The sequence below is a fragment of the Ruminococcus sp. genome (assembly GCF_024691275.1).
GTDB lineage: Bacteria > Bacillota > Clostridia > Oscillospirales > Ruminococcaceae > Ruminococcus.
In genome coordinates this window covers 24,607-49,101 of sequence record NZ_JAILNU010000023.1, presented here as the reverse complement: position 1 = coordinate 49,101, position 24,495 = coordinate 24,607, and the positions used below count along the sequence as shown (strand labels likewise).

The following is a 24,495-nucleotide window of genomic DNA, read 5'->3' as shown; positions in this document are numbered from 1 at the left end:
GGTTATTTGCTGAAATTCAACCAATTTTACAAAAAAGTCGGAGAAATACATCTCCGACTTTCCTAACTTATGCTCAATATGCAAGCACCGTATTTATTATGCCCTGATAAAGGCTTCCTGTCTGGCTGGCAAAATCAAAACCGAAGGCAGCAGGATTCTGAAGCTGCATAACGATGATATACGAGCCGCCCGACTTGTAATCGTTGTAATCGCTGTAGGTGATGTTCTCAGCAGTGCGGTCACAGAGATTTCGCAGACAGCCTGTGATATAAAGGATATCTCCGCTGCCTGTTTCAGCAGTACCTGTCTTGGCAAAGAACTCGTAGCCGTCAGGAATGTAAAGCCCGAGATTATTTGCTACTCCGCGCATACCCTCGCGGATATTCTCGCGGCACTCCTCGGGGATACTTCCGATGACCTCATATGGCTTACTTCCGCCAACGAGCTGAGTATACGGGTCATTTGTATCCACTACCTGCTGAAGCACGAATGGCTTGACCATATCGCCAAACACGGCTTCTCTGCCGAGAGCTGCAAGATATATCGGGCAGGTACGAACATAAGCCTGTCCGAAAGCACTCCTGCGCAGATCATCGCGGCAGTAGATCTCGATATTATTGGTTATGGGACCGAAGTCACACTGGATAGTGTCGCAGAAGTGGAACATATTATTAAGGTCTGCGAGAACGGTCTCGGTGCCGAGGGTGTCGAACACCTTCGCAAAGTAGATATTGCTGGAATTTACAAAAGCCGAATAAAGGCTTCTTTCGGGAACAGGATAAGCTCCTGTATCATGATCCCAGTTGACTATAGTAGCACCGCTGTCCACCCATGTACCGTCATCATAGAGTGTAGTTATGCCGTTTTTATCTGCTATGACCTCAGACATTATCTTGAAGCATGAACCGGGAGTCGCATTCTGGAAAGCCTTGTTCGCCACAGTTCCCTCCCAGAGGTTATCCCTGTAGCCCGGATCAGCATAGAACTGCTCGGGATCGTAATTAGGATATGACACCTCAGCCAGTACAGAGCCGTCTGTACGAAGCACTACAATAGAGCCTGCCATGCCCATTTCCGCCATATAATTTGACAGTGCCGACTGTACATCGGCATCTAAGGTGAGCCGAATAGACTGACCTACCATGTTGTTGTCGCCAACAGGTGAAGGATTCTTCACGCGCATGAGGTCGCCGAAGGTATCGTCGAAGCCTGCCGAAGCGTCGCTGATGATATTGCCGAATGAGTAACCGCACCCCTCACCGTACAAACGCTGGTCATCATTCTCCCCTGCATAAGTGCCGTATGTAACGAGTTTATAGTTGGTGTCGTAGATATTTCCCCTGTAGACCAACGCAGTGGTCGTAGTAGTTGTTGAAGTTGTCGTTTCTTCTGTTGTTGCAGTGGTCTGTGGTTCGGACTTCTTTTTCTTTGCCGAATTATTGTTTTTTTCGCCGTGGAAACTTACTTGTCCAACTTCTGCTGAACAGGACGGAAACGACAGTACCGCAGCTGCTGCAACGAGCAGCGGCACGAGCCTTCTTCCCCAGATTTTCATTAATGAATACCGCCCTTGTTATTTATTTATCAACTGGACTGCGCCGCATAAAACAGCGCAGAAAACGTTCATGATTATATTATACATTCTTTTTCTTTATTCGTCAATACGTTTTAAAAAATAAAATAATAAAACTCCCTTCTGCATTTGCAAAAGGGAGTTTTATACAAAAACAGAGTATCATCTTCCGATGACTATGTTCAATATGCTGCTATAAATTCCTGCTGATTGAGAAGCGAACTCAAAACCGTGTGCAACAGGATTCTGTATCTCCATTACCATGACATACGAACCTGTTTCACCGTAGCTGTCATAACTGTCCCAATGTGAAGAACCGCTGTCATTATTATTCCTTGCGCAGCCTGTGATATAGAGGAAATCCCCCTTCCAGCCCTCAGCTGTACCTGTTTTTGCATAGAAGCTGTATCCGCCGGGAACATAAACTCCGATATCCGAGCCTACAGCAGACATACCGTTAAGGAGATTCTGGCGGTAATCCACGGGTATAGAAGCTATGACCTCATTGTCTGCCGAGCCGCTTCCTATCTTCACCGAGCTGTCATTGGTGTCCACGATGTCCTTGACAACGAAAGGCGTAACCATGTCTCCGAAAGCAGCTTCTCTGCCGAGAGCTGCAAGATATATCGGACAGGTGAGCACGTATGACTGACCGAATGCGCTCCTGCGCAGGTCGTCATCGCAGTATATCTCGATATTATTGTTAAGCTCACCGAAATCGCACTTGATATTATCATCAGCACCGAAATGGAATATCGAACTAAGGTCTGCAAGGACGGCATCAGCACCTATCTGGTCGAATGCCTTGGCGAAAAAGATATTGCTGGAGTTGACAAATGCCGAGCTGAGCGAACGCTCAATAGGATAGCTGCCCTTATTTGTCTCGTGATCCCAGTTGACTATAGGGAAACCGCCTACTTCCCATGTTCCATCGTCGTGTACCGAGTATACGCCGTGCTTGTCGGCAATGACCTCGGACATTATCTTGAAGCATGAACCTGGTTCGTAGTTGCTGAATGCCTTGTTGCCCGTATCTCCCCATGCAAGGTCATCGTTCGGGGACTGGTCCGCAACGGTATTCGGGTCGTAGGACGGGTAGTTGACCTGTGCCATTATTGAGCCGTCAGTTCTCAGAACGACTACTGTTCCCACGATATTGTTGCTCTCCATATAGCTGTATATCTCGTTCTGAACGTCGCCGTCGAGGGTGAGCTTAATGGACTGTCCCAGAGAACTGTCCGAAGCCATGGGAGTTGTCAGCTGTTTATCGAAGGTAAGGTCGAAGCCCTCAGACATGGGCGCAATGATATTTGCAAACGAAACTGCATAATTATCCGCAAATACTCTGCGCTTGCCGTCCTCTCCCGCAGAAACGAGGAGCTTTCCCTTGGCATCGAATATACTGCCCTTTCTCACGTTTGCAGCAGGCTTTGTCTCCGCAGGAACGGTGGTCACCTGAGCAGTTGTGGTCTCAGCAGGAACTGTTGTCGCGGAAGTTGCTGCCGAAGGAGTATCGTCTGTATTTGCCTGTCCCACAGATGACGAGCATGAAGCCGTACCTGCAAGTAAAGCCAGTGAAGCAGCAAAAGCTGCAAATCTTTTTATCTTCATTTTTCATATTCCTCATAAAAATAGTTCAAAATATATGACCAGCTTCAATTATATACCAAAATCACCGTTTCGTCAAGCCTGCTTCAGCTGTCAGCCATCACCTGTTGGCTCGTTTTGCATATATTTTGATCCGCCCGCAACAGCCGACACCAACACTCTCAACTACTAACTAATGACTTGTTCCCTGCCCTCTTTACAAATGAAATAAATCGTAGTATAATAGTAGGGTAAGATTTTAATTAATGGAGGAATTCATATGTATATAACTTGTCTTGACCTTGAAGGTGTTCTCGTTCCTGAGATATGGATCGCTTTTGCAGAGGCAAGCGGTATCCCGGAGCTTAAAAAGACCACCCGCGATGAGCCTGATTACGATAAGCTCATGACATGGAGACTTGGCGTTCTCAAGGAGCACGGTCTCGGTCTCAAGGAGATACAGGACACTATCGCTAAGATTGATCCTATGCCCGGCGCTAAGGAGTTCCTTGATTCTCTGCGCGAGCTCGGACAGGTCATCATCATCAGCGATACATTCACTCAGTTCGCAGCTCCTCTCATGAAGAAGCTGGGATACCCAACTATCTTCTGCAACAGTCTCGAAGTAGCCGAAAACGGCGAGATAACAGGCTTCAAGATGCGCTGCGAGAAATCAAAGCTCACCACTGTAAAGGCTCTCCAGTCCATAGGTTACGACACTATCGCAAGCGGCGACAGCTACAATGACCTCGGCATGATCGAGGCAAGCAAGGCAGGCTTCCTTTTCAGAAGCACTGAGCAGATCAAAAATGATCACCCCGAGCTCCCGGCATATGAGACATATGACGAGCTTCTCGAAGCGATCAAAAAGGCAATGGCAGACTGATTTCTGCTGATATAAAGCAATTAAGAGCGGAGGAAAAGTTATGAGCTACAGCTTCAATGCAGAGAAAGTTACACAGGAAGTAGTCGAGTGGGTACGTGACCTCTTCGAGAAAACAGCTTCCCCGACTACTAAGGCAGTCATCGGCATATCAGGCGGCAAGGACAGCTCCGTAGCAGCAGCGATATGCGTAAAGGCACTGGGCAAAGACAGAGTTATCGGCGTTCTCATGCCGCAGGGTGAGCAGTCGGATATCTCCTACAGCCACCTTCTGGTCGATACTCTCGGTATCGCTCACTATGTGGTAAATATCGGCGACACGGTAAGCTCATTCATGAACGAACTGAAAAAACACGTTGAGCCTTCAAATCAGGCTATTGTGAATACTCCTGCAAGAATTCGCATGACTACCCTTTATGCGATCGCAGCCTGCCACAACGGCAGAGTTGTGAACACCTGCAACCTCTCTGAGGACTGGGTAGGCTACTCAACGAAATACGGCGATGCTGCAGGCGACTTCTCCCCTCTCTCCGATCTTACCGTTACCGAAGTATTGCAGATAGGCGAGTATCTTGGACTTCCAAAGGAGCTTGTTCACAAAACACCTACCGACGGACTTTGCGGAAAGACTGACGAGGAGAACCTCGGCTTTACATACGCTATGCTCGACAAGTATATCCGTGGCGAGGACGATCTCAGCTCTGTTCCCGAGATAAAAGAAAAGATAGACCGTCTTCACAGGGCTAATCTCCACAAGCTCCAGCTCATGCCGAAGTACGAACTTAACAAGTAATTTTTCATAGAAATAAGGGCGCACAGTGTGTGCCCTTTTCTTTATGTCCGAGAAGCAAAAAAAGTCCCCGTCCATTACGGACAGGGACACAATTATGATGCAATATCCTGTTCATGATTAATGACAGTATTTCTTATCTTCTGCCATCTATCATTGTCAAGCTCTCCGCGGAGAACGAATCTGTATATCTTATCATCATGCACTACTTTCACTGCTGCAAGGTGGTCACAGCCCGCAAATGCAAACTTGCCTATCTCCCGAAGCGATGACGGTATCGTCAGGTCACTGAGACTGCGGCAGCCGCGAAATGCATACCAGCCGAGCCTTACAGTACTCTCGGGCAATGCGATGCTCTGAAGATTCTCGCAGCCGCTGAATGCGGTATCCGATATTATCTGCACCGAATCAGGAACAAGTATCCTTACAAGATTAGTACAGCCGCTGAAAGCTCCCTGGTCGATGATCCCGACGCTATCGGGAATGAAGATCTCGGTAACGCCTTTTTCGTCCTTATACTTTTTCAGTACACCACGTTTGATCTTATAATTCATTTAATTACTCCTTGTTTTCTACCAATAATTGAATCTGACAGCGAACGTTTTTTCTTAATATTTTGTTCAACATTATTATATCACAGCAACGATAGAAAGTCAATGTTTAACATCTATCAACACTTATATTCGTAAGTGTTGTACAAAATATTCTTCTGCCAATTGCAGGGAGAGTGAATTTCAACCATTAAATTAAGTGAATATACCTATTGATTTAATTTTAAAAAGTATTTATTTAAGCTTTTTGCAGTGCATTTTCAGCCTCGTCACTCAATTGATTTAAGTGATTCAGCCATATTTATCTTGTCTAATTTAAGTTCCATGAACAGATCTATAATAAAGTTAAATAAAAACGTCAGAACAACGCTCCAAAGAAAGCTCGCCGGCAGTATGCTGACACCGAAATCCACCATGTCTACTCTTATCTGAGTCATAATGAAGCGGTGCAGCATAACTCCTGCCGCCAGTCCAAAGGCTGTGCCGAAAGCCGTCAGTGCTACGTTCTCCCGCAGGACATAAGAAGATGTCTCACGCCTGAAAAAGCCCAGTACCTTTATGGTCGCTATCTCACGGACACGTTCTGTGATATTGATATTTGTCAGATTATACAGCACGATAAACGCAAGAGCTGCCGCGCAGATAATAACTATCAGCACGATATAATCAAGGCTGCTCATCATTTTTCCGAGACGCACCTTCAGATCACTGAACACAAGAACTGCCGTAACATTACTGTTTTTGGAGATATCCGCTGACGCTGCATAGGCATCTGCGCCTTCGCGGAGATTAATAAAAGCGTAGTTTTCAGGAACGCTCTCGCCGAGCTGCTGCTCCATGGTCTGTGTGCCGAGGAACACAACATCGTAGACGTGATTCTCGAACACTCCCGACACCTTCACATTAAGCTCGCGCATATCCTCGTCGCGCAGCTTCATGGTGTCGCCTGTTTTAATTCCGTAGCGCTCGGATATACTGTGGCTTACGAGAGCCTCTCCCTCAGCAGGCGCAGGCAGCTCATTCCCGTTGATATCACGGAATATAAAGTACCTGCCCATATCATCGAAGCTGTCGGCTGCATTCACAGTCACGCTTTTCACTTTTTTGCCGCTGATAAGATCCCATGATCCCGTATAAAGCAGCTTATAGTCAGAAGTATTATCTGCGAGAACATCAGTCAGCTCCTGCGGGATACCGCTGTCGGTATTTCTCAGTGAAACCGAAGCATCAGCCACCTGTATCTCTCCGTACTGTGTGTCTGCAAAGCCTGCGATGGAGTCCTTTATACCGAAGCCCGTTACCAGCAGTGCCGTACAGCCGCCTATGCCGAGTATCATCATAAAGAAACGCTTTTTGTACCTGAAGATATTTCTTATCGACACCTTGTGCAGGAATTTCAGCTTTTTCCAGATGAATCCGACGCGCTCAAGGAATACCCTTTTGCCCGCCTTCGGAGCTTTCGGACGCATAAGACTTGCAGCGGTCTCAGAAAGCTCTATGCGGCAGCTCAGCCATGTTGTACCGACAGAGCACAGGAGCGATACTGCCAGTGCGATGACCGCCAGCGTCTTGTCAAATATATACGGTATATCAAGGTCGATATACATGAGAACGTAGGTCTTCCATATTATCTTCGGGAAAAGATACGTTCCTCCCGCAAAGCCGATGATGCAGCCTGTTACAGCTGCCGATCCCGAATAGAACATGAACTTTCCCATGACAGTTCTGCCCGAGTAGCCAAGCGCCTTGAATACTCCTATCTGTGTACGCTGCTCCTCGACCATGCGGCTCATGGTCGTCATGCATACCAGAGCTGCAACGAGTATGAAGAATACAGGGAATACCCTCGCAACCTGCGCAACTATCTCGGAATCGTTCTCAAAACAGGCGTAACCGATGTTGGTGTTCCTGTCAAGGATATACACATCGGGGTGCTTCATATCCGCAAGCTGCTTCTCACCGTCGCTGAGCTCATTTTCGGCATCGGCGATCTGCTGCTCAAAGTCAGCACGGGAGCTCTCATACTCCGCAAGTCCGCTTTCATAATCGGCATAAGCCGCATTATACTGCTCCATACCCTCGGCATACTGCTGCGGAGCGATATCTTTTATCTGTTCCAGCTGAGCGAGCTGCTCGGCAAGGGTATTTTCCGCGCTGTCCAGCTCTACCTTTGCATCGTCCAGCTCCTGCTGTCCGTCGCTGCGCTTCTGTTCGAACTCGTTCCTGCTGTCCGCAAGCTTGCTCTCAGCTTCACTGTATAGCTCATCGAACCTCATATCGGCACGGGACTGTGCAATTTCCTTCCACTGTTCTTCCCTGCCGTCCATATAATTATCGTACTCATCAGAATATATCGTATGATCCTGATCGAAACGGACATATGCTTCCGTATATACATCAAGGTCGTAGGCTTCCTTCGGGAGATATACAAAAGCATCGACCGAACCGTTACCGACAGATGACGTGCCTCTCTCAAAGTTGATATACAGCGAAGAATCCACTGTTCCCACCACTGTATACTTCCTGTTCGGAAGAGCGTTCTTCACCCTTTCCGAGTTCTCATCGGAGACTACGAAAACCTTGCCGATCTCAAATTTTTTGCTGTCCGACAGGCATTCATCAGGTAACTGCGGCATTCTGCCCTCAATGAGTCTTAAACCGTTTACATTTTCCGTGAGAGAATGTGTGCGCAGTACGTACTGGTAGTTGCCCTCAGTGAGAACATCAAGGGAATACGCTCCCTCTGCGTACCGCACATCGGGACGGCTGCGGAAGTCCTCAATATCCTCCTCATTCCAGCCGAATGTGGACAGCAGCCTGTAGTCATAGAACTGCTTCTCGCTGAAGAAGCTGTTCACAGTGTTCACCATTGCAGGAGTGGTTATCCTTACTCCGGTGAAAAATCCGACACCAAGTGCGATTATCGCCATTATGGCAAAAAATCTTCCGAATGTGCCGCGTATCTCACGCAGCGCAGTTTTTCTTACAGCTAATCCCATAGCGTCACCACTCTATATCTGCAATATCAACGATATTGTCGTTCATTTTCACCTTTGATACCGTTCCGTTCCTGACTGTGATTATTCGGTCAGCCATCGGAGTTATCGCCTGGTTATGTGTTATGACCACCACTGTCATGCCGTTCTTGCGGCAGGTGTCCTGAAGCAGTCTGAGTACAGCCTTGCCAGTTTCATAGTCCAGAGCTCCTGTAGGCTCATCGCAGAGCAGAAGCTTCGGGTTCTTTGCAAGGGCGCGGGCAATGGCTACACGCTGCTGCTCGCCGCCCGAAAGCTGTGCAGGGAAATTCTTTGTACGTTCGGACAGCCCTACCTGCTTCAGTACAGTCTCCGCATCAAGAGGATCACGGCATATCTGTGCAGCAAGCTCCACATTCTCAAGAGCTGTCAGGTTCTGTACAAGGTTGTAGAACTGAAATACGAAGCCCACATCATACCGTCTGTACGCAGTGAGCTTTTTCTTGTTAAGAGCAGATATCTCCGTGCCGTCAAGGAATACGCTGCCAGAAGTGAGGGTATCCATGCCGCCGAGAATATTGAGGATAGTCGTCTTGCCTGCTCCTGAAGCTCCCACGATAACGCAGAACTCTCCCTTGTTTATCTCGAAATTTACGTCGGTCAGGGCGTGTATCTCCACCTCGCCCGTCTTATATGTCTTTTTAACATTTTTAAATTCAACGTAAGCGCTCATAATTATCCTTTCCATAGTAAAAGTTTCAGCAATTAATCTTGCATTATGATTATATCATAAACTCTATAATAAAGCAAATCGGCGGAGTAACGCGCAACTTTTTCCGACGGCAAAATGTCAAAGTCAAAAAATATTGCTGCATTATTTTTCTATATTCCTCATAATTTATGTTTACATCTTATAAAACACGTTGTATAATATAATAAAAACCTCTCAAATATATTATAAAAGGAGAATTGCTATGAAACTTTTAAAACGTATATGCTCGGCAGCAGCTGCTCTCACCGTGTTTGCCGCTGTATTCAGCGTCATGCCGAAAGATGACTCTTTCGCGGCAACTATAGTTACGGTATCGCCATATGATGTATACGAGATAAACGGCGGAAAATTCGAGGGTTGGGGCACTTCACTCTGCTGGTGGGCTAACCGCGTGGGCTATTCCGATACCCTCGCTCAGCAGGCTGCTGACACCTTTTTCAGCACCGACGGTCTGGGACTTAATATCGCCCGCTTCAACATCGGCGGCGGTGACGATCCGTCCCATACTCATATAACACGTACCGACTCAAATATGCCGGGTTATACAAAATATAACAACGGCATTGTTACATACGACTGGAATGCCGACTACAACCAGCGAAATGTGCTCCGAAGATGTATAAAGGCAGCAGGCGATGATATGATCGTGGAGATGTTCTCCAACTCGCCCCCGTACTATATGACCAACAGCGGTTGCAGCTCCGGTGCTATCGACTCGGGCAAGAATAATCTCCGCGACGACAAGTATCCCGACTTTGCCGAATACCTCGCAGAGGTAACAGCTCACTATGAAAACGAATGGGGCATACACGTTCAGAGTATTACCCCGATGAATGAGCCTTATACCAACTACTGGGGAGCTTACAGCAACAAGCAGGAGGGCTGCCACTTCGATCAGGGAGCTTCCATGGACAAGATCTATCAGGAACTTGCCAAGTCACTGAAAAAGCGTGGTCTGAACGATATCATTATCAGCGCCAACGACGAGTCTGTCATAGATACGCAGATAAGCTCATGGAACAAGATGTCTGCCGATACAAAGGCACTCATAGGTCGCATAGACACTCATACATACGGCGGAAGTCAGCGTGCAGAGCTGAAAAATACAGCTGTAAGCGCAGGCAGGAACCTCTGGATGAGCGAAGTTGACGGCGGTGCTGTGTCAGGCAACAGTGCAGGCGAAATGGGCGCAGGTCTTTGGCTCGCAAACCGAATAACCGTTGACCTCAACGAACTTAATTCATCAGCATGGATACTCTGGCAGGTCATCGACAACCATATCTCGTCTGTCGGCATGAACGGCAACAAGGACAAAGGTATGGTCAATACTCAGGGCGGCTACTGGGGTCTTGCAGTTGCCGACCATGACAACAACAAGATCATCCTTACTAAGAAATACTACTCAATGGGACAGTTCTCACGCTATATCCGTCCCGGCATGACCATGCTCAAGTGCAGCAACAACTGCGTTGCCGCATTTGACGAAAAGGGCGGCAGACTGGTTATCGTTGCAACAAATGAAGGCTCGTCCGACAAGCAGCTCACATTCGACCTTTCAGGTTTCAGTTCTGTGGGCAAAAGCGCTCAGGTGATACGAACAAGCAATTCCGAGAACTGGAAGGACGTTGGAAATATATCTGTTTCAGGCGGCGCTCTTTCTGCAACTCTTGCAAAGCAGTCCGTTACCACTTACATAATCAACGGCGTTAAGGGCGGAACAGCTCTTACCGACAAGATCGACCTCTCCACTGCTAAGCTCAGCGGCTCCGATTCGTGGAAGAGCGACTCCTCCACTTCTTACCACAAGGCTTTTGACGGCAGTACAGGAACATTCTTCGACGGTGTTGCCGACGGCTGGGTACAGGCTGACCTTGACGAAGAATACGACATCTCAGCTCTTGGATACGCTCCCAGAAGCGGCTACGAATACCGTATGGTCGATGGAAAGTTCCTTATCTCCACCGACGGTCAGAACTGGTCAACGCTCTATACCGTAAACGGTAAGCCCACCTCGGGTATGCACTACATTACTTCTTTCTCAGGCGATACAACAGCACGTTATATCCGCTATGAAGTTCCTGCCGGCGCTCCTAAGAACGAGTACAATAAAGACAGCTCATACTGCGCAAATATCGCCGAGATAGCGCTTTTCGGAACTCCTCACAGCCAGAGCCAGCGTCCCAAATACAACAAGCTGGAAGTAGTTTCGGGCAAGGGCAGCCGTTCGTGGAAGGACAACGCCGATACTACCTTTGAAAAGGCTTACGACGGCAGCAGCACTTTCTTCGACGGACTTGAGGGCGGATATGTTCAGCTAGACCTCGGTAAGGTATGCACCATAGGCAACATCGCATACTGTCCGAGAAGCGGCTACGAAACACGTATGATAGGCGGATACTTCAGCGTTTCACTTGACGGTAAAAACTGGACGAAGATCTATACTGTCGAGAACAAGCCTTTATTCAAGATGAACTACACCGACGATTTCGATAACATAAAAGCGCGATATGTACGCTATGAAGTCCCCACGGGAGCTCCCACAAGTCCTCTCAGCACTGACGATGTTTTCCTCTGCAATGTGGCTGAGATAGCAGTCTACGGCACAGAGGGCACAGCACTCGGCGACGTGAACGGAGACAAGGAAGTATCTGTTGCAGACCTTGTGATGCTTCAGAAGCATCTGCTCGGTTCAGGAAAGCTGACAGCTCCTGAGAACGGCGATGTCAACGGTGACGGCAGCATAAATGTTTTCGATATGATAGCTCTCAGAAAACTCGTGTTAGCAAGCAGCATTTGATCATTGACCGGCAAATTGCGGGCGGATAATATCCGCCCAACAATAGCTAACGGCTAAAAAAGGCACTCGTAAGCACGATACTTATACAGAAGTTTTTACGTGAGATATTGGGGGAAACCTTTCCTCAGAAAGGTTTCCCACGATAATTTCGTGTATAGTTTCTATATGAGTACACCGCTTATGAGTGCCTTTCAGTTTTTATTAAGAATTAACTGCCACTATCCATATTATCAGGTAGTGCAGCGGATAAAATCCGTAGAAAAACCACTTTGCAAAAATCGGATACTTTCCCTTCTTGCCGTTGTAGAACACTGTCATGCACAAATACGCCAACACGAACATCAGCATCATGACTGCTATCTGTATCAGCAGCCTGTCTGTGGGAACTTTCCCCAGACTGAACAGATTCGGCAGAAAATACAGCATCGTAAGGCTCATGTAAGCTATGAACCGATGCTTCGGCTTATCACGGAAAATATGCAGGAACAGTATGAAAAGCACTCCGAAAACGATCCAGTCCGACTGTATAAGTGCCGTAGCTCCGCAGCAAAGTATGATAAGAACTATCCTCTGCCAGAGCTTGAACCTGCTCTCCCACGCCATTATTGCCAGCAATCCGAAAAAAAGTGTGAATATTACGTTTGAATTCCACCAGCCGAACATCTTGCGCATCAGCAGCCAGTTGAGGGGCTGTGTTATACAGGCGAATACGAAAAGCCTCTTTGCGTATTTCTTACGGTCACGGGTGTACTTGTAGCCGTCTGCCACAAAAAAGAACATCACAGGCGGACAGAAAAGAGAAGTGTATATCAGCACGTATTCCCACATTGGCAGTGAATAGTAAGCTTTGATATCTCCGTGCTTGTAGAGTGTGACCCACCCCGCAAGATGTCCCCAGAACATGATGAACAGCGCAAGGCATTTCATCATATCGCGGTCAAATATCTTCAGTTTGTCTTTATTCATATCTTAACGTTCGGATTTGTGTACTGACCGTGTTTCTTTGTTGCACCTTTTCCGAACTGTATTGCGAACTTCGGACAGTGATGCAGGCATCGGAAGCAAAGCGCACAGCGCTCCTTTACCCATACAGGCTTTCCGTCCTGCATCTCTATCGCCCTGACAGGACATTTCTGCGCACAAAGTCCGCAGCCTATGCAACTGTCCTCAACAGTGAGATTCTTCGTTACTCTTACCTTGTCAAAGAGCTTTGAAGTAATAGGGTAAACCATATAAGGTGTTCTCAGATGAGTAAAGTTTCCCTTTTTTCTGTCAAGGATCATGGCGATGACCCTGTCGATATTCTTTTCAGCCTTTCTGTTCTGCTCCGCGACCTTTTCCTTGTCGGACAAGTCAAAGGCAACAGTCCAGTTATCTGGCATTTTTATCTGAAAAGCCGCACTCAGCCTTATATTATTGTCTCTCAGGAGATGTCTTGCCTCCTCGCCGCTGCATCCGGCCGTCGTGCCATAAGTCGATACAGAAAATATATAGTGTCTTCCCTGTCTGCGGAGCTTCATCTTTTGCAGATAATCCTTCATCGGAACAGGCAGAGCCCAGAAGTGTGTCGGCATCACTATACCGAGACATTCTCCATCTCCGAGAACGATATCATAGCAGTCGTCCTCAATGGATACAGCCCTGTCATTTATGGCAGCAGCTATCCTTTCCGCTGCGTACTTACTGTTTCCCGTAGCTGAAAAATATACTATCATAATACATTTATCTCCTTTACGGCATCAGCCTATGCAGGTCGGTGACCGATATATCAATAATTTTCGCTGCGCACCTCAAAATAGCTCTGCGGGTGGTGGCATACGGGACATACCTGCGGAGCTTCCGTACCGATAACGATATGACCGCAGTTGCGGCACTCCCACATAGTTACGCCGCTCTTTTTGAAGACCTCCATCGCCTCGACATTATGCAGCAGTGCACGGTAGCGCTCCTCATGATGCTTTTCGATAGCCGCAACACCGCGGAACTGAGCAGCGATACTGTAGAAGCCCTCTTCCTCAGCCTCTCTTGCCATTCTCTCATACATATCCGTCCACTCGAAGTTCTCGCCCTCAGCCGCATGGAGCAGATTCTCGGAGGTCGTACCGATACCGCCCAGAGCCTTGAACCAGAGCTTCGCGTGTTCCTTTTCGTTCTCGGCAGTCTGAAGGAACAGCGCCGCTATCTGTTCATAGCCGTTCTTTCTGGCAACAGATGCATAGTAGGTATATTTATTTCTTGCCTGAGATTCGCCTGCAAACGCCTCAAGCAGGTTCTTTTCCGTCTTTGTGCCCGCGTACTTGTTCACAGCATTCGGCACGTCTTCAACATCGCGGTTTATCAGTTCAAACTGATCCTTGCCCACGCTGCATATAGGACATTCAAAATCATCGGGGAGCTCATCACCGATATACTCATAGCCGCAAACCGTACATCTCCATATGATCTGACCGTCAGCAGTCCTGCCCACAGGGACGCTTCCCCCCGTTACCTTCTCGAAATCAGCAGCACCGTGCTTGCATATAGGACATTCAAAGCCCTCGGGGAGCTCCTCGCCAACGTACTCATAGCCGCATATAACACATCTCCAGATAGTTTGCCCGTCAGATGCTGTTCCCACAGCCTGTGGCTTTGGCTTGATATTTTTCTGATAGAACTCATATGTAGCCGAAGGAGTATCGCTGAGCATCTCCATTTCCGTTACATCAGCAATGAAGAGAGTATGTGTGCCCAGGTCGATAGTATGGAATACCATACCCGAAATATAGGCATTCGTTCCTTTGGTTATGATGAGTGTGCCGTTTTCGGCGCGCTTGCACTCAGTAAACTCCGCAAACTTGTTCACTTCACGCCCCGACTGGAAGCCAAAGTGCCTGAAAAGCTCAAAATCCGCATCAGTACCAATAACGGAAGCCGTGAACCTTCCTGTAGCCATTATCATATCATGGGTAAGATTGCTTTTGGCAACTGTAAGCGTAACTCTGTTAGGCGAAGAAGTGACCTGTGCAAGGGTATTGGTTATGCAGCCGTTATCCCTGCCGTCACAATTGGCAGTTACAACGAAAAGACCGTAGCTTATTTTGTAGATCGCATTTTTGTCCATAAATAGATACCTCCGTTTGGTAATATTTGCAGTGAGCATTTAACAGCTGACCACATCTTATACTAATTTTACCAAAATATCAGCATCAATTCAAGTACATTTTGTTAATTCTCTTGTATCTGTTTCAACGACAGAATTTTATGACCAGCATCATGATAATAAACACCAGCGGGATCATTATAAAAACCACTGCGCTCTTTATCTGTGCATTCACGTCAAATACCTTTGTCGGGTTATTCGGGTCTATCCTCAGCTTGAAGTGCCGCTGCATCATCTTCTTGCACTTTGTCTCGCTGAGCTCCTTGTTTTTCACGCGGTACTCCCTGAAATTATAGTGAAACTGGTACACAGGAGCATACAGTGTATCTTTGTCAACGTCTTCTCTGAGCTCCATATCGACCACTACCGCATCGACCTTTTCGCTGCATTTTTTATATATCCTGATAGTTTCGATGAGCTTATACAGGATAACAAGAACGCATATCACTATAAAAACTATGAACAAATGTCTCATTTTCCGCACCTCCATTAGTTATGTATCAGCGAAAACAATTATCAGTATTTTACTCATTATACCACATCTTTCCCGCAAAGTCAAAGGGATAACAGCTCGGACAAGTTATAATCGGAGAGCATACGCTAACTGTCCCGCGATCAATTCAACCTATATGCTAAAGGCTTGACAATTCACGCAAAAGTGGTATAATAATACAAAAGGGAGCTTGTGTGACAGGCTGAGAGGGAGTTTCAAACTCCGACCTTACCTGATTTGGATAATGCCAACGTAGGGAAATACTTATGTAACATAGGTGTGTCTCTTTGCAGGCACACCTTTTTTGCAGCGCAATGCTGCACCCTTGTCACGTTATCGCTCGTAAACTCGCTGCAATTATCAAAAACGATAATCGTACATCGCTTACAGCACATTTTCAGGGAATACCGTCCTCGGCGTTCCGCGGAATGAACGTGACAGCTTTAAAGCGGGACATCGGGGGCACCACCTTGTCTCGCTATACAAAATTAATGCTGGGGCATCATGCCCGAATCTGCCGAAAAGGAGAAATGCAAATGAGAACAGCATTAACGATCGCAGGGAGCGATTCCTGCGGAGGCGCCGGTATTCAGGCGGACATGAAAACCATGACCATGAATGGTGTTTTTGCCATGAGCGCTATAACCGCTCTCACCGCGCAGAACACGACCGGCGTAACAGGTATTATGGAGGTAACGCCTGAATTTCTGGCTATGCAGCTCGATGCTGTGTTCACGGATATTCGTCCCGACGCAGTAAAGACAGGCATGGTCTCCTCCGATAAGCTTATCCGCACTATCGCGGAAAAACTCAGACAATACAAGGCTGAGAACATCACAGTCGATCCCGTTATGGTAGCTACCAGCGGCGCTAAGCTCATTGCAGACGAAGCTGTTGAAACCCTGAAGTCAGAGCTTCTCCCACTCGCTACCGTTGTTACTCCCAATATTCCCGAAGCTGAGATACTCGCGGATATGAAGATAACTTCACAGGAAGATATGTTGAAAGCTGCTCAGGTCATCGGCGAGAAGTACGGCTGCGCGGTACTATGCAAGGGCGGTCACAGTCTCAATGATGCAAACGACCTGCTCTGGAACAAGGGCAATTGTACATGGTTCAGGGGAAGACGTATCGACAACCCCAATACCCACGGTACAGGCTGTACTCTTTCAAGCGCCATTGCTTCAAACCTTGCAAAGGGCTTCTCACTTGAAAAGTCAGTGGAACGCGCCAAGGATTACATCTCGGGCGCACTTTCAGCCACGCTCGACCTCGGCAAGGGCAGCGGCCCCATGAACCACGCCTTCGCACTTACGGGCGAGTTCGCCGGAACAGCTGAATAATAAGCTTCAATAAGCTCACACAAAGAATTTTTTATCGGAGGAATTTAAAATGAAGAATTATTACACACAGATGGAAGCAGCTAAAAAGGGTATCATCACTCCCGAAATGAAGATAGTTGCTGAAAAGGAATATATCGACGCTGAGGCTCTCCGCGAGCTTGTTGCCAAGGGCGAGGTTTGTATCCCCTGCAACGTCAACCACAAGTCCATATCTCCTGAGGGCATCGGCACTAAGATGCGCACAAAGATCAACGTGAACCTCGGTATCTCAGGCGATGCCAAGAACTATGACATCGAGATGGAAAAGGTGGACATGGCACTTAAATTCGGCGCTGAGGCTATCATGGACCTCTCTAACTACGGCAAGACCAATACCTTCCGCAAGGCTCTCATCGAGAAGTCTCCTGCTATGATAGGTACTGTTCCTATGTACGACGCTATCGGCTACCTCGAAAAGGATCTTCTCGAAATTACTGCCGAGGACTTCCTCAGAGTCGTTCGCGCTCACGCAGAAGAGGGCGTTGACTTCATGACTATACACGCAGGCATCAACCGCCGTGCTGTAGAGGCTTTCCGCAGAGACAAGCGTAAGATGAACATTGTTTCACGCGGCGGCTCTCTCCTCTTTGCATGGATGATGATGACAGGCAACGAGAACCCATTCTACGAGCACTATGACGAGGTCCTCGATATCCTCCGCGAGTACGACTGTACTATTTCCCTCGGTGACGCTCTCCGTCCAGGCTGTATCGACGATTCGACCGACGGCGGTCAGATAGCTGAGCTTATCGAGCTCGGAGCTCTCACTGAAAGAGCATGGGCTAAGGACGTTCAGGTAATGGTAGAAGGTCCCGGACATATGGCAATGAACGAGATAGCTGCTAATATGAAACTCCAGAAGCGCATCTGCCATAATGCTCCGTTCTACGTACTCGGACCTCTCGTAACCGATATCTTCCCCGGCTACGACCACATCACTTCTGCTATCGGCGGAGCTATCGCTGCTGCAAGCGGTGCTGACTTCCTCTGCTATGTTACTCCCGCAGAGCACCTGAGACTTCCTGATGCAAACGACGTTAAGGAAGGTATCATCGCAAGCCGTATAGCCGCTCATGCTGCTGATATCGCAAAGGGTGTTCCACACGCTACCGACCGCGATAACGCTATGGCTGAGGCTCGTCACGAAGTTGACTGGGAGAAGATGTTCGAGATCGCTGTTGACGGTGAAAAGGCTCGCGCTTACTTCGAGAGCACTCCTCCTGCTGACAGACACACCTGCTCAATGTGCGGCAAGATGTGCGCTGTAAGAACTACAAATATGATCCTCAACGGCGAAAAGGTCGAGTTCTGTACAGAAAAATAAGGCTTATATAAATATTACCGGGTCCGTAATAAGCGAGGTACTTATACAGAAGTTTTTACGTGAGATATTGAGGGAACCCTTTTGAAAAAGGGTTTCCCCCGATAATTTCGTGTAAAGTTTCTATATGAGTACTCCGCTTAACAGACTCGGTATTTTTATGGCTGCTGTATGAAAAATAATGATTTCATGTTGCATTTTACGTATTATGCCGTAAGTGAAAGCAGATCAACTATTATATGCAGAGTGAGTGCGCGGCACAAGCACCACCGTTGACAGGTTACAGCGTTGCCCTGCCTATGGGCTAAAATTCGGCAAGTTGTACAAATTGCACTGCAATGTAAAGTTTTGCCCCTTCTGCTCTTGATTATTTTATAAGTATATGCTATAATAGAGGTTATAGTTGTGATATCTCACTTTTTATATGTGAGAGATATCGTCTTATTATTCGTCTAATAATATGTAGGCATATTTCGGAGCTGTAATGCTCCGCGGAAAGGAATAAACATCATGAAAAAAATTATAATCATCGGTGCAGGACCGGCAGGTCTTACCGCTGCTTATGAGCTGCTCAGAGACGGCTCAGGCGAGTACGACGTAACTGTACTCGAGGAGACTACTGCTATAGGCGGTATTTCAAAAACTGTAAACTACAAGGGCAACCGTATGGATATGGGCGGTCACCGCTTCTTCTCAAAGATCCCCGAGGTCAACAAGTGGTGGAGCGAGATGCTCCCTATGCAGGGCGTTCCTTCCAAGGACGACAAGTATCTCAACAGACACGTAAACGTTGAGCCGGGCGGTCCCGACCCTAAGCACGTTGACCGCGTAATGCTCAAGAGACACAGAGTTTCTCGTATCCTCTTCAATGATAAGTTCTATGATTATCCTGTTTCGCTCAAGCCCGAAACTATCAAGAACTTCGGCTTCTTCACCACTATGAAGGTGGGCTTCAGCTATCTCGGTGCTGCTCTCCATAAGCGTCCCGAGACCAACCTTGAAAACTTCTACATCAATTGCTTCGGCAAGGAACTCTACTCTATGTTCTTCGAGTACTACACCGAGAACCTCTGGGGCAGACACCCCAGCGAGATCGACGCTTCATGGGGCGCTCAGCGTACAAAGGGTCTGTCTATCGTGGGCATCATCAAGGACTTCTTCGGAAAGCTCTTCAAGGTCAAGAACCGTAAGGTAAATACTTCTCTTATCGAGGAGTTCAAGTACCCTAAGCTCGGCCCCGGTCAGCTCTGGGAAGTAACTGCCGATGAAGTAAAGAAGCTTGGCGGCCACATCATCATGGAGGCTGCTGTAAAGAAGCTCCACAAGAACAGCGACAACGTTCTCACAGGCGTTACCTATATCAAAGACGGTCAGGAAGTTACTCTCGACGGCGACTGCGTTATCTCATCAATGCCTGTCAAGGACCTCGTTGCAGGCATGAACGACGTTCCTGCCGAGGCTGCACGTATCGCAGCAGGTCTTCCTTACCGTGACTATATGACACTCGGCGTTCTCGTTCCTAAGCTCAAGCTCAAGAACAAGACCACTATGAAGACAGTCGGCAATATCGTGCCCGACTGCTGGGTATACGTTCAGGACAGACGTGTTAAGATGGGCCGTTTCCAGATCTACAACAACTGGTCTCCTTACATGGTAAAGGATCTCGGTCATACAGTATGGGTGGGTCTTGAATACTTCGTATCAGAGGGCGACAAGTTCTGGAACATGACAGAACAGCAGTTCTCCGACTTCTGCGTAAAGGAAATGGTAAAGCTCGGTCTTATCGACAGCGCAGACGAGGTTATCGACACACATATGGAAAAGGTAAAGAAGGCTTATCCTGCTTACTTCGACACCTACGAGGAAATGGACAAGCTCATCAGCTACCTCGATACTATCCCGAATCTCTTCTGTGTAGGACGTAACGGTCAGCACAGATACAACAATATCGACCACTCTATGGTTACTTCCTTCGAGGCTGTTAAGGCTATCAAGAGCGGCAGCACTGACAAGTCCGCTATCTGGAACGTTAATACTGAAAAGGAATACCACGAGGAGAAGCAGAAGTAATGGACGAGATCAAGCAGATATTCCGCGACAAGCAGTTCAAGAAGCTGTTCGTCGGAGATACGGATAATACACTGATACAGTTCTTCCGTTACCTTTTCGTCGGCGGTCTGGCATTCGTGGTGGACTTCGCTCTGTCGTATATACTGTTCAGATTTGCCTTCAATGAGCAGAAGGAATTCGGCTGGGTAGCCAATTCCCTCTCATTCGTTGCAGGTCTGGCTGTGAATTACATCATCAGCACCTTCTGGATATTCAAGAACTCAAAGGTCGAGAACAAGCTGGTAGAATTCCTCAGCTTTGCCGCTATCGGCGTTGTGGGACTTCTCATAACCATCGGCATTACGAAACTCTTTGAGATCTGGCTGGCTGATACTACCAGTCTTTTCCAGGTCATCGCCAAGATCGTATCTACTGCGGTATCCTTCCTGTGGAACTTCTTCGCAAGAAAAATACTGCTGTACACAAAAAAAGATTCAAAATAAAAGTTCGGGCAGCAAAGCGCTGCCCGTTCCCGTATTATGAGGATATATTATGGATACAAAAAAAGATACTCCCCTCGCCGGTACAGATACTCAGGAAAACACCGACATAACAGAAACAGAAGCCTCCACTGTACCGAATACTGAAGAAGAACTCACAGATGATACCGCTTCTGCGGTGCAGGAAACTGCCGATACCGCAGAAGGCTCTCCCGAAATCGGGGCGGACTCTCCCGAGACTGCGGCAGGAGAAAATGAAGCTCCGGCTTTTCCGCTGGATATGCCGCCCGAAAAAAGCGGATTGAACGGTAAGATGCTCAGCAAGATCATTCTTTTCGTCACCTCACTTGTATTATTCATCGGAACTGTCACCACTACAATGTACTATATTCTCTGCATAAGCAAGACTGAGTTTCACGCCGACTGCACAGACACTATCATGTGGGCAAACGCCTCCATCGAGAGCGGTCACCTCTATGACAGAGACTTCTCTTACGCCTGCTTCCTGCCTTTCAGCACAAGCACTCTCATGATTCCGCTCATAAAGATATTCGGCTTTGGCATGACAGCTCATACCCTCGGCATGATAGGCTTCTTCATCCTTCTCACGCTGTTCATGATACTCATGATACGTGAGATCACAGAAAGCTTCAACGCTGCACTATGCGGCACTTCCCTGTTACTTGCCATTACTCATGCTACACCGAAGATGCGTGAGATATTCTGGGGACACACCATTTACTACTCCCTGGGAATACTTTTCCTCGTCATCGGCGCGTATCTCTATGCACGTCTGCTGTCCCTGAACAGCAAACAGATCCGCCGCCGCAAGGAGGGTGCGGAAACTAAAGGCATCTTCATACACAGGATCTTCGTATTCATCTGCCTTTGCGTATTTCTCTTCCTGACAGGCATGGACGGCATCTCAGGCATTACTCTGTTCGTTATTCCTTTGGTGGGAGCTATATTCGCAGAACAGTTCCTTAACACCAAATATAAGCTTTTCAGCACAAAAACAACTGCGGTCATCTGCCGCGCACTGGTATTCCTGTTTTTCGCTTTCGCCGGAAACAAATTTAACACACGGCTCCTCGGCGGTCTTGTCCAGACCTACGCCGATTCGTATTCAGAGTTCTCGGAAATAAATTCATGGATAGAGCATCTCCATATGCTTCCTATGGCGTGGATGAGACTTCTGGGAGTAAAAAACCTTCCCGACGTTATGTTCACCACAAATGAAGGCATATACAATATCAGCAGCATCATGGCTTCGCTGCTGCTCGCTGCGCTTCCTATCGTAGCTACTCTCTGCTACAAAAAGTACGGCAGCGACAAAAAAGGCAGAATGATGCGCATATGGGTTTGGATACACTGGGCTGTGACAGCTGTTGTACTCATGGGCTATATATGCGGCATACTCGCAACTGCTGACTGGCGCCTCACACCGATGATCGGCACATCTATCATACTGAGCATACTCTTTGTGTTCTGGGCTGTTACAGGAAACGAGAGCGTCGCAAGGATATCAACACTGCTTGTTGTCCCCATTTTCATCGCAGGTTATCTGAACTGCGTAACTATCATGAAGATGCCTAAAGACGGCTATAAGACCAACAATCAGTATATCCTCGTGGATTTTCTCGAAAAACAGGGAGTTGAGTATGGCTACTCCACATTCTGGAACGCAAACTCCATTACCCTGCTTACTGACGGCAGAATAAAAATAAGAGATGTCTCTGTCGAAGCAGACGGCATTCATCATCGCAGATACCAGTCCGCAGACAGATGGTACAAGGACTCTCCCGAGCGCAAAGAATACTTCCTGCTGCTTAGCGAGTCAGAATGTGACAATTTCAGATCCTCAGAACAGTACCAGAAGGACAAGCCTATACGTTCAGAATCCGTTAATGTCAACAGCTTTACCTATACTCTTATGATTTACGATCATAACTTCGTTTTGGATTAAAAATGATACCACGTACAAAAAAGGACACCATAAAGGTGTCCTTTTGCTTGTTATGATATATTTCAGTTCAGATCATTCAGCAAGCTTCTGGTTGATAGCATTTACGAGTTCATCTGCGTTTACGCCGTGAACCATTGCAGCTTCCTCAATTGTCTCTCCCTGTGATGCAGGACATCCGAGACAGTGCATTCCAATGCTGAAAAGAATTGGTGATACGTCCTTATCGAGCTGAAGGAGCTCGCCGATCTTTGTTTCCTTTGTAACCTGTGCCATTTTTTGACCTCCGTTTTTTGAGTTAAAGGGACTTGACAACTGTCTGCTCCCTTGTTATAATATTATCATAGCCTTTGACATTTGTCAAGGAGCTTTTGCAAACTTTTACAAAGTGAGGTATTTTGTCCATGTATCAAGGCAGCAACAAATCCGCTCTGCTCTCACAGAAGCTCATTTCCGATGCTATGCTGCGACTGCTCGAAGGAAAGTCCTTCAATGACATAAGTGTCAGCGACCTCTGCCGTGAAGCTCAGGTCTCACGCCAGACCTTCTATTCTATGTTCGGTACTAAGGAGAACGTGGTGAGGTACGAACTGAGCCACAACTGCTGCTTTCTGCCCGAGGAATGTGATGTTTCCTGCCATTCAGCCATGTTCCGAAGCTTCTGCGAAGGCTTCAGCCGCTATATCATAGAAAAGCGCCACATCATAAGCCTTCTGGTCAGAAACAATATGATACACTTTCTCTATGACGTGCAGTACAACTCGCTGATGAACTGCAAATACTTCATAAGTGACGTTTCCGACGAAAAACGAGTGTTCATCGTTGACTTCATTGCCAGCGGAATGAACAGCATTGCCAAGAACTACATTCTCACAGGTGGCAACGCTGACATCGGTTTCCTCAAAAAGCTCATGTTCAGCCTTTTTGGCGGACTTTACTTCAGGAACTTCAGCGGCGACGACCAATAATACACAAATAATATTGCCCGAAACCAGCTTTTTTCCGCTGTTTTCGGGCATTTTTATTGTATTCAGCTGTTTTCGGAATGTATGTCGGTCTTTCCGTTCACGAGCTCGATAACTCTGTCACCGTAAGCAGCACACTTGTCGGAGTGTGTTACCTGTAAAATAGTTATCCCCTTTTTCTTGTTTATCTCCGAGAAGAGATTCATTATCTCAGCTCCTGCGTTGGAATCAAGGTTTCCCGTCGGCTCATCTGCAAGTATTATCTCCGGATCGCCGATAACTGCTCTTGCAATGGCAACTCTCTGCTGCTGTCCGCCTGAGAGCTGTGCAGGCTTTGCCTTGCGCTTTTCGGTAAGTCCTGTTATCTTGAGTATCTCGTCGAGCTTTGCCTTCATCTCAGCCTTTGACTTTCCTTTGACGCTGGACGGAAGCAGGATATTGTCCTCGACGTTCAGGTTCTGCACAAGATTGTAGAACTGAAAGATAAAGCCTATCTTTTCCAGTCTGAGCGCTGAAAGAGCCTTCTCCTTCATCTTGCCGATATCACTTCCGCATATAGAGATATTGCCCTCGAAGTTCCTGTCAAGTCCGCCAATGAGATACAGAAGCGTGGATTTGCCGCTTCCCGACGCGCCCATAAGTGACACGAACTCGCCATTCTCCACCGAAAGTGAAGCTCCTGACAGCACATTTGTTATAGACTCGCCTTTTCCGAATGATTTATATACATTATTGACTTCAATAACCTTTGCCAT

Annotated in this window: 20 protein-coding genes and 1 riboswitch; of the genes, 9 read left to right on the top strand and 11 right to left on the bottom strand. The window is 47.4% G+C overall.

Annotation, left to right across the window (positions count from 1 at the left end):
- Positions 1-73: 73 nt before the first annotated feature.
- A complete protein-coding gene (locus tag K6G33_RS02690; protein WP_296775960.1) occupies positions 74-1,555 on the bottom strand; it encodes a penicillin-binding transpeptidase domain-containing protein in 1,482 nt (493 codons plus the stop codon).
- 180 nt (positions 1,556-1,735) lie between these two features.
- On the bottom strand, positions 1,736-3,184 hold the full coding sequence (locus K6G33_RS02685) for a penicillin-binding transpeptidase domain-containing protein (RefSeq protein ID WP_296775957.1): 1,449 nt from the start codon (positions 3,182-3,184) through the stop codon (positions 1,736-1,738).
- 256 nt (positions 3,185-3,440) lie between these two features.
- Here K6G33_RS02685 and thrH point away from each other — a divergent pair, with 256 nt between their 5' ends.
- Together thrH and nadE are read left to right on the top strand one after the other, a co-directional pair.
- Positions 3,441-4,046 (top strand): bifunctional phosphoserine phosphatase/homoserine phosphotransferase ThrH, encoded by a 606-nt coding sequence (gene thrH, locus K6G33_RS02680; protein WP_296775954.1) that lies wholly within the window; start codon positions 3,441-3,443, stop codon positions 4,044-4,046.
- Between the two features lie 40 nt (positions 4,047-4,086).
- Positions 4,087-4,836, top strand: a complete 750-nt coding sequence (nadE, locus tag K6G33_RS02675) for an NAD(+) synthase (protein WP_296775952.1) — start codon at positions 4,087-4,089, stop codon at positions 4,834-4,836.
- Between the two features lie 92 nt (positions 4,837-4,928).
- Here the strand turns inward: nadE and K6G33_RS02670 are convergent, their stop codons facing one another.
- The 3 genes from K6G33_RS02670 to K6G33_RS02660 form a co-directional block, all read right to left on the bottom strand.
- Positions 4,929-5,387: a leucine-rich repeat domain-containing protein gene (locus K6G33_RS02670; RefSeq protein WP_296775950.1), complete on the bottom strand. Its 459-nt coding sequence runs from the start codon at positions 5,385-5,387 to the stop codon at positions 4,929-4,931.
- Between the two features lie 266 nt (positions 5,388-5,653).
- Positions 5,654-8,383, bottom strand: a complete 2,730-nt coding sequence (locus K6G33_RS02665; RefSeq protein ID WP_296775948.1) for an FtsX-like permease family protein — start codon at positions 8,381-8,383, stop codon at positions 5,654-5,656.
- A 4-nt stretch (positions 8,384-8,387) separates the two neighbouring features.
- The gene (locus K6G33_RS02660) at positions 8,388-9,092 is read right to left on the bottom strand and encodes an ABC transporter ATP-binding protein (protein WP_173450099.1); all 705 of its coding nucleotides are present in this window, start codon (positions 9,090-9,092) and stop codon (positions 8,388-8,390) included.
- A 241-nt stretch (positions 9,093-9,333) separates the two neighbouring features.
- Between K6G33_RS02660 and K6G33_RS02655 the strand changes: the two genes are divergently transcribed.
- Positions 9,334-11,928, top strand: a complete 2,595-nt coding sequence (locus tag K6G33_RS02655) for a discoidin domain-containing protein (protein ID WP_296775945.1) — start codon at positions 9,334-9,336, stop codon at positions 11,926-11,928.
- 201 nt (positions 11,929-12,129) lie between these two features.
- Here K6G33_RS02655 and K6G33_RS02650 read toward each other — a convergent pair whose 3' ends face one another.
- The 4 genes from K6G33_RS02650 to K6G33_RS02635 form a co-directional block, all read right to left on the bottom strand.
- The gene (locus K6G33_RS02650) at positions 12,130-12,894 is read right to left on the bottom strand and encodes a TraX family protein (protein ID WP_296775943.1); all 765 of its coding nucleotides are present in this window, start codon (positions 12,892-12,894) and stop codon (positions 12,130-12,132) included.
- Complete coding sequence (locus K6G33_RS02645; RefSeq protein ID WP_296775941.1) at positions 12,891-13,643, bottom strand: EFR1 family ferrodoxin; 753 nt, start codon at positions 13,641-13,643, stop codon at positions 12,891-12,893. Before K6G33_RS02645 ends, K6G33_RS02650 begins: the two co-directional genes overlap by 4 nt.
- A 53-nt stretch (positions 13,644-13,696) precedes the next feature.
- The gene (rbr, locus tag K6G33_RS02640) at positions 13,697-15,028 is read right to left on the bottom strand and encodes a rubrerythrin (protein ID WP_296775938.1); all 1,332 of its coding nucleotides are present in this window, start codon (positions 15,026-15,028) and stop codon (positions 13,697-13,699) included.
- Positions 15,029-15,152: 124 nt separating this feature from the next.
- Entirely contained in the window at positions 15,153-15,542 is a 390-nt protein-coding gene (locus K6G33_RS02635; RefSeq protein WP_296775936.1) for a DUF3592 domain-containing protein, read from the bottom strand.
- Positions 15,543-15,732: 190 nt separating this feature from the next.
- A riboswitch (TPP riboswitch) is annotated at positions 15,733-15,836 on the top strand.
- A 260-nt stretch (positions 15,837-16,096) separates the two neighbouring features.
- On the opposite strand from K6G33_RS02635, the gene thiD reads away from it, so the two are divergent.
- From thiD to K6G33_RS02610, 5 genes are all read left to right on the top strand, one after another.
- Complete coding sequence (thiD, locus tag K6G33_RS02630) at positions 16,097-16,903, top strand: bifunctional hydroxymethylpyrimidine kinase/phosphomethylpyrimidine kinase (RefSeq protein ID WP_296775934.1); 807 nt, start codon at positions 16,097-16,099, stop codon at positions 16,901-16,903.
- Between the two features lie 49 nt (positions 16,904-16,952).
- Positions 16,953-18,266: a phosphomethylpyrimidine synthase ThiC gene (gene thiC / locus K6G33_RS02625; protein WP_173450093.1), complete on the top strand. Its 1,314-nt coding sequence runs from the start codon at positions 16,953-16,955 to the stop codon at positions 18,264-18,266.
- 507 nt (positions 18,267-18,773) lie between these two features.
- Complete coding sequence (locus K6G33_RS02620; RefSeq protein ID WP_296775929.1) at positions 18,774-20,333, top strand: NAD(P)/FAD-dependent oxidoreductase; 1,560 nt, start codon at positions 18,774-18,776, stop codon at positions 20,331-20,333.
- A complete protein-coding gene (locus tag K6G33_RS02615) occupies positions 20,333-20,815 on the top strand; it encodes a GtrA family protein (RefSeq protein ID WP_296775928.1) in 483 nt (160 codons plus the stop codon). Before K6G33_RS02620 ends, K6G33_RS02615 begins: the two co-directional genes overlap by 1 nt.
- A 49-nt stretch (positions 20,816-20,864) precedes the next feature.
- Positions 20,865-22,778 (top strand): hypothetical protein, encoded by a 1,914-nt coding sequence (locus K6G33_RS02610; protein ID WP_296775926.1) that lies wholly within the window; start codon positions 20,865-20,867, stop codon positions 22,776-22,778.
- A gap of 72 nt (positions 22,779-22,850) precedes the next feature.
- Here K6G33_RS02610 and K6G33_RS02605 read toward each other — a convergent pair whose 3' ends face one another.
- Positions 22,851-23,051, bottom strand: coding sequence for a DUF1858 domain-containing protein (locus K6G33_RS02605; RefSeq protein WP_109725356.1), 201 nt, complete (start codon positions 23,049-23,051; stop codon positions 22,851-22,853).
- 128 nt (positions 23,052-23,179) lie between these two features.
- Between K6G33_RS02605 and K6G33_RS02600 the strand changes: the two genes are divergently transcribed.
- The gene (locus tag K6G33_RS02600) at positions 23,180-23,743 is read left to right on the top strand and encodes a TetR/AcrR family transcriptional regulator (protein ID WP_296776017.1); all 564 of its coding nucleotides are present in this window, start codon (positions 23,180-23,182) and stop codon (positions 23,741-23,743) included.
- A 62-nt stretch (positions 23,744-23,805) separates the two neighbouring features.
- Here the strand turns inward: K6G33_RS02600 and K6G33_RS02595 are convergent, their stop codons facing one another.
- Complete coding sequence (locus K6G33_RS02595) at positions 23,806-24,495, bottom strand: ABC transporter ATP-binding protein (RefSeq protein WP_296775924.1); 690 nt, start codon at positions 24,493-24,495, stop codon at positions 23,806-23,808.

Coding starts and splice junctions, on each gene's coding strand:
- K6G33_RS02690 (WP_296775960.1), bottom strand. CDS start 1,555: ATGAAAATCTGGGGAAGAAGGCTCGTGCCGCTGCTCGTTGCAGCAGCT.
- K6G33_RS02685 (WP_296775957.1), bottom strand. CDS start 3,184: ATGAAGATAAAAAGATTTGCAGCTTTTGCTGCTTCACTGGCTTTACTT.
- thrH (WP_296775954.1), top strand. CDS start 3,441: ATGTATATAACTTGTCTTGACCTTGAAGGTGTTCTCGTTCCTGAGATA.
- nadE (WP_296775952.1), top strand. CDS start 4,087: ATGAGCTACAGCTTCAATGCAGAGAAAGTTACACAGGAAGTAGTCGAG.
- K6G33_RS02670 (WP_296775950.1), bottom strand. CDS start 5,387: ATGAATTATAAGATCAAACGTGGTGTACTGAAAAAGTATAAGGACGAA.
- K6G33_RS02665 (WP_296775948.1), bottom strand. CDS start 8,383: ATGGGATTAGCTGTAAGAAAAACTGCGCTGCGTGAGATACGCGGCACA.
- K6G33_RS02660 (WP_173450099.1), bottom strand. CDS start 9,092: ATGAGCGCTTACGTTGAATTTAAAAATGTTAAAAAGACATATAAGACG.
- K6G33_RS02655 (WP_296775945.1), top strand. CDS start 9,334: ATGAAACTTTTAAAACGTATATGCTCGGCAGCAGCTGCTCTCACCGTG.
- K6G33_RS02650 (WP_296775943.1), bottom strand. CDS start 12,894: ATGAATAAAGACAAACTGAAGATATTTGACCGCGATATGATGAAATGC.
- K6G33_RS02645 (WP_296775941.1), bottom strand. CDS start 13,643: ATGATAGTATATTTTTCAGCTACGGGAAACAGTAAGTACGCAGCGGAA.
- rbr (WP_296775938.1), bottom strand. CDS start 15,028: ATGGACAAAAATGCGATCTACAAAATAAGCTACGGTCTTTTCGTTGTA.
- K6G33_RS02635 (WP_296775936.1), bottom strand. CDS start 15,542: ATGAGACATTTGTTCATAGTTTTTATAGTGATATGCGTTCTTGTTATC.
- thiD (WP_296775934.1), top strand. CDS start 16,097: ATGAGAACAGCATTAACGATCGCAGGGAGCGATTCCTGCGGAGGCGCC.
- thiC (WP_173450093.1), top strand. CDS start 16,953: ATGAAGAATTATTACACACAGATGGAAGCAGCTAAAAAGGGTATCATC.
- K6G33_RS02620 (WP_296775929.1), top strand. CDS start 18,774: ATGAAAAAAATTATAATCATCGGTGCAGGACCGGCAGGTCTTACCGCT.
- K6G33_RS02615 (WP_296775928.1), top strand. CDS start 20,333: ATGGACGAGATCAAGCAGATATTCCGCGACAAGCAGTTCAAGAAGCTG.
- K6G33_RS02610 (WP_296775926.1), top strand. CDS start 20,865: ATGGATACAAAAAAAGATACTCCCCTCGCCGGTACAGATACTCAGGAA.
- K6G33_RS02605 (WP_109725356.1), bottom strand. CDS start 23,051: ATGGCACAGGTTACAAAGGAAACAAAGATCGGCGAGCTCCTTCAGCTC.
- K6G33_RS02600 (WP_296776017.1), top strand. CDS start 23,180: ATGTATCAAGGCAGCAACAAATCCGCTCTGCTCTCACAGAAGCTCATT.
- K6G33_RS02595 (WP_296775924.1), bottom strand. CDS start 24,495: ATGGCAAAGGTTATTGAAGTCAATAATGTATATAAATCATTCGGAAAA.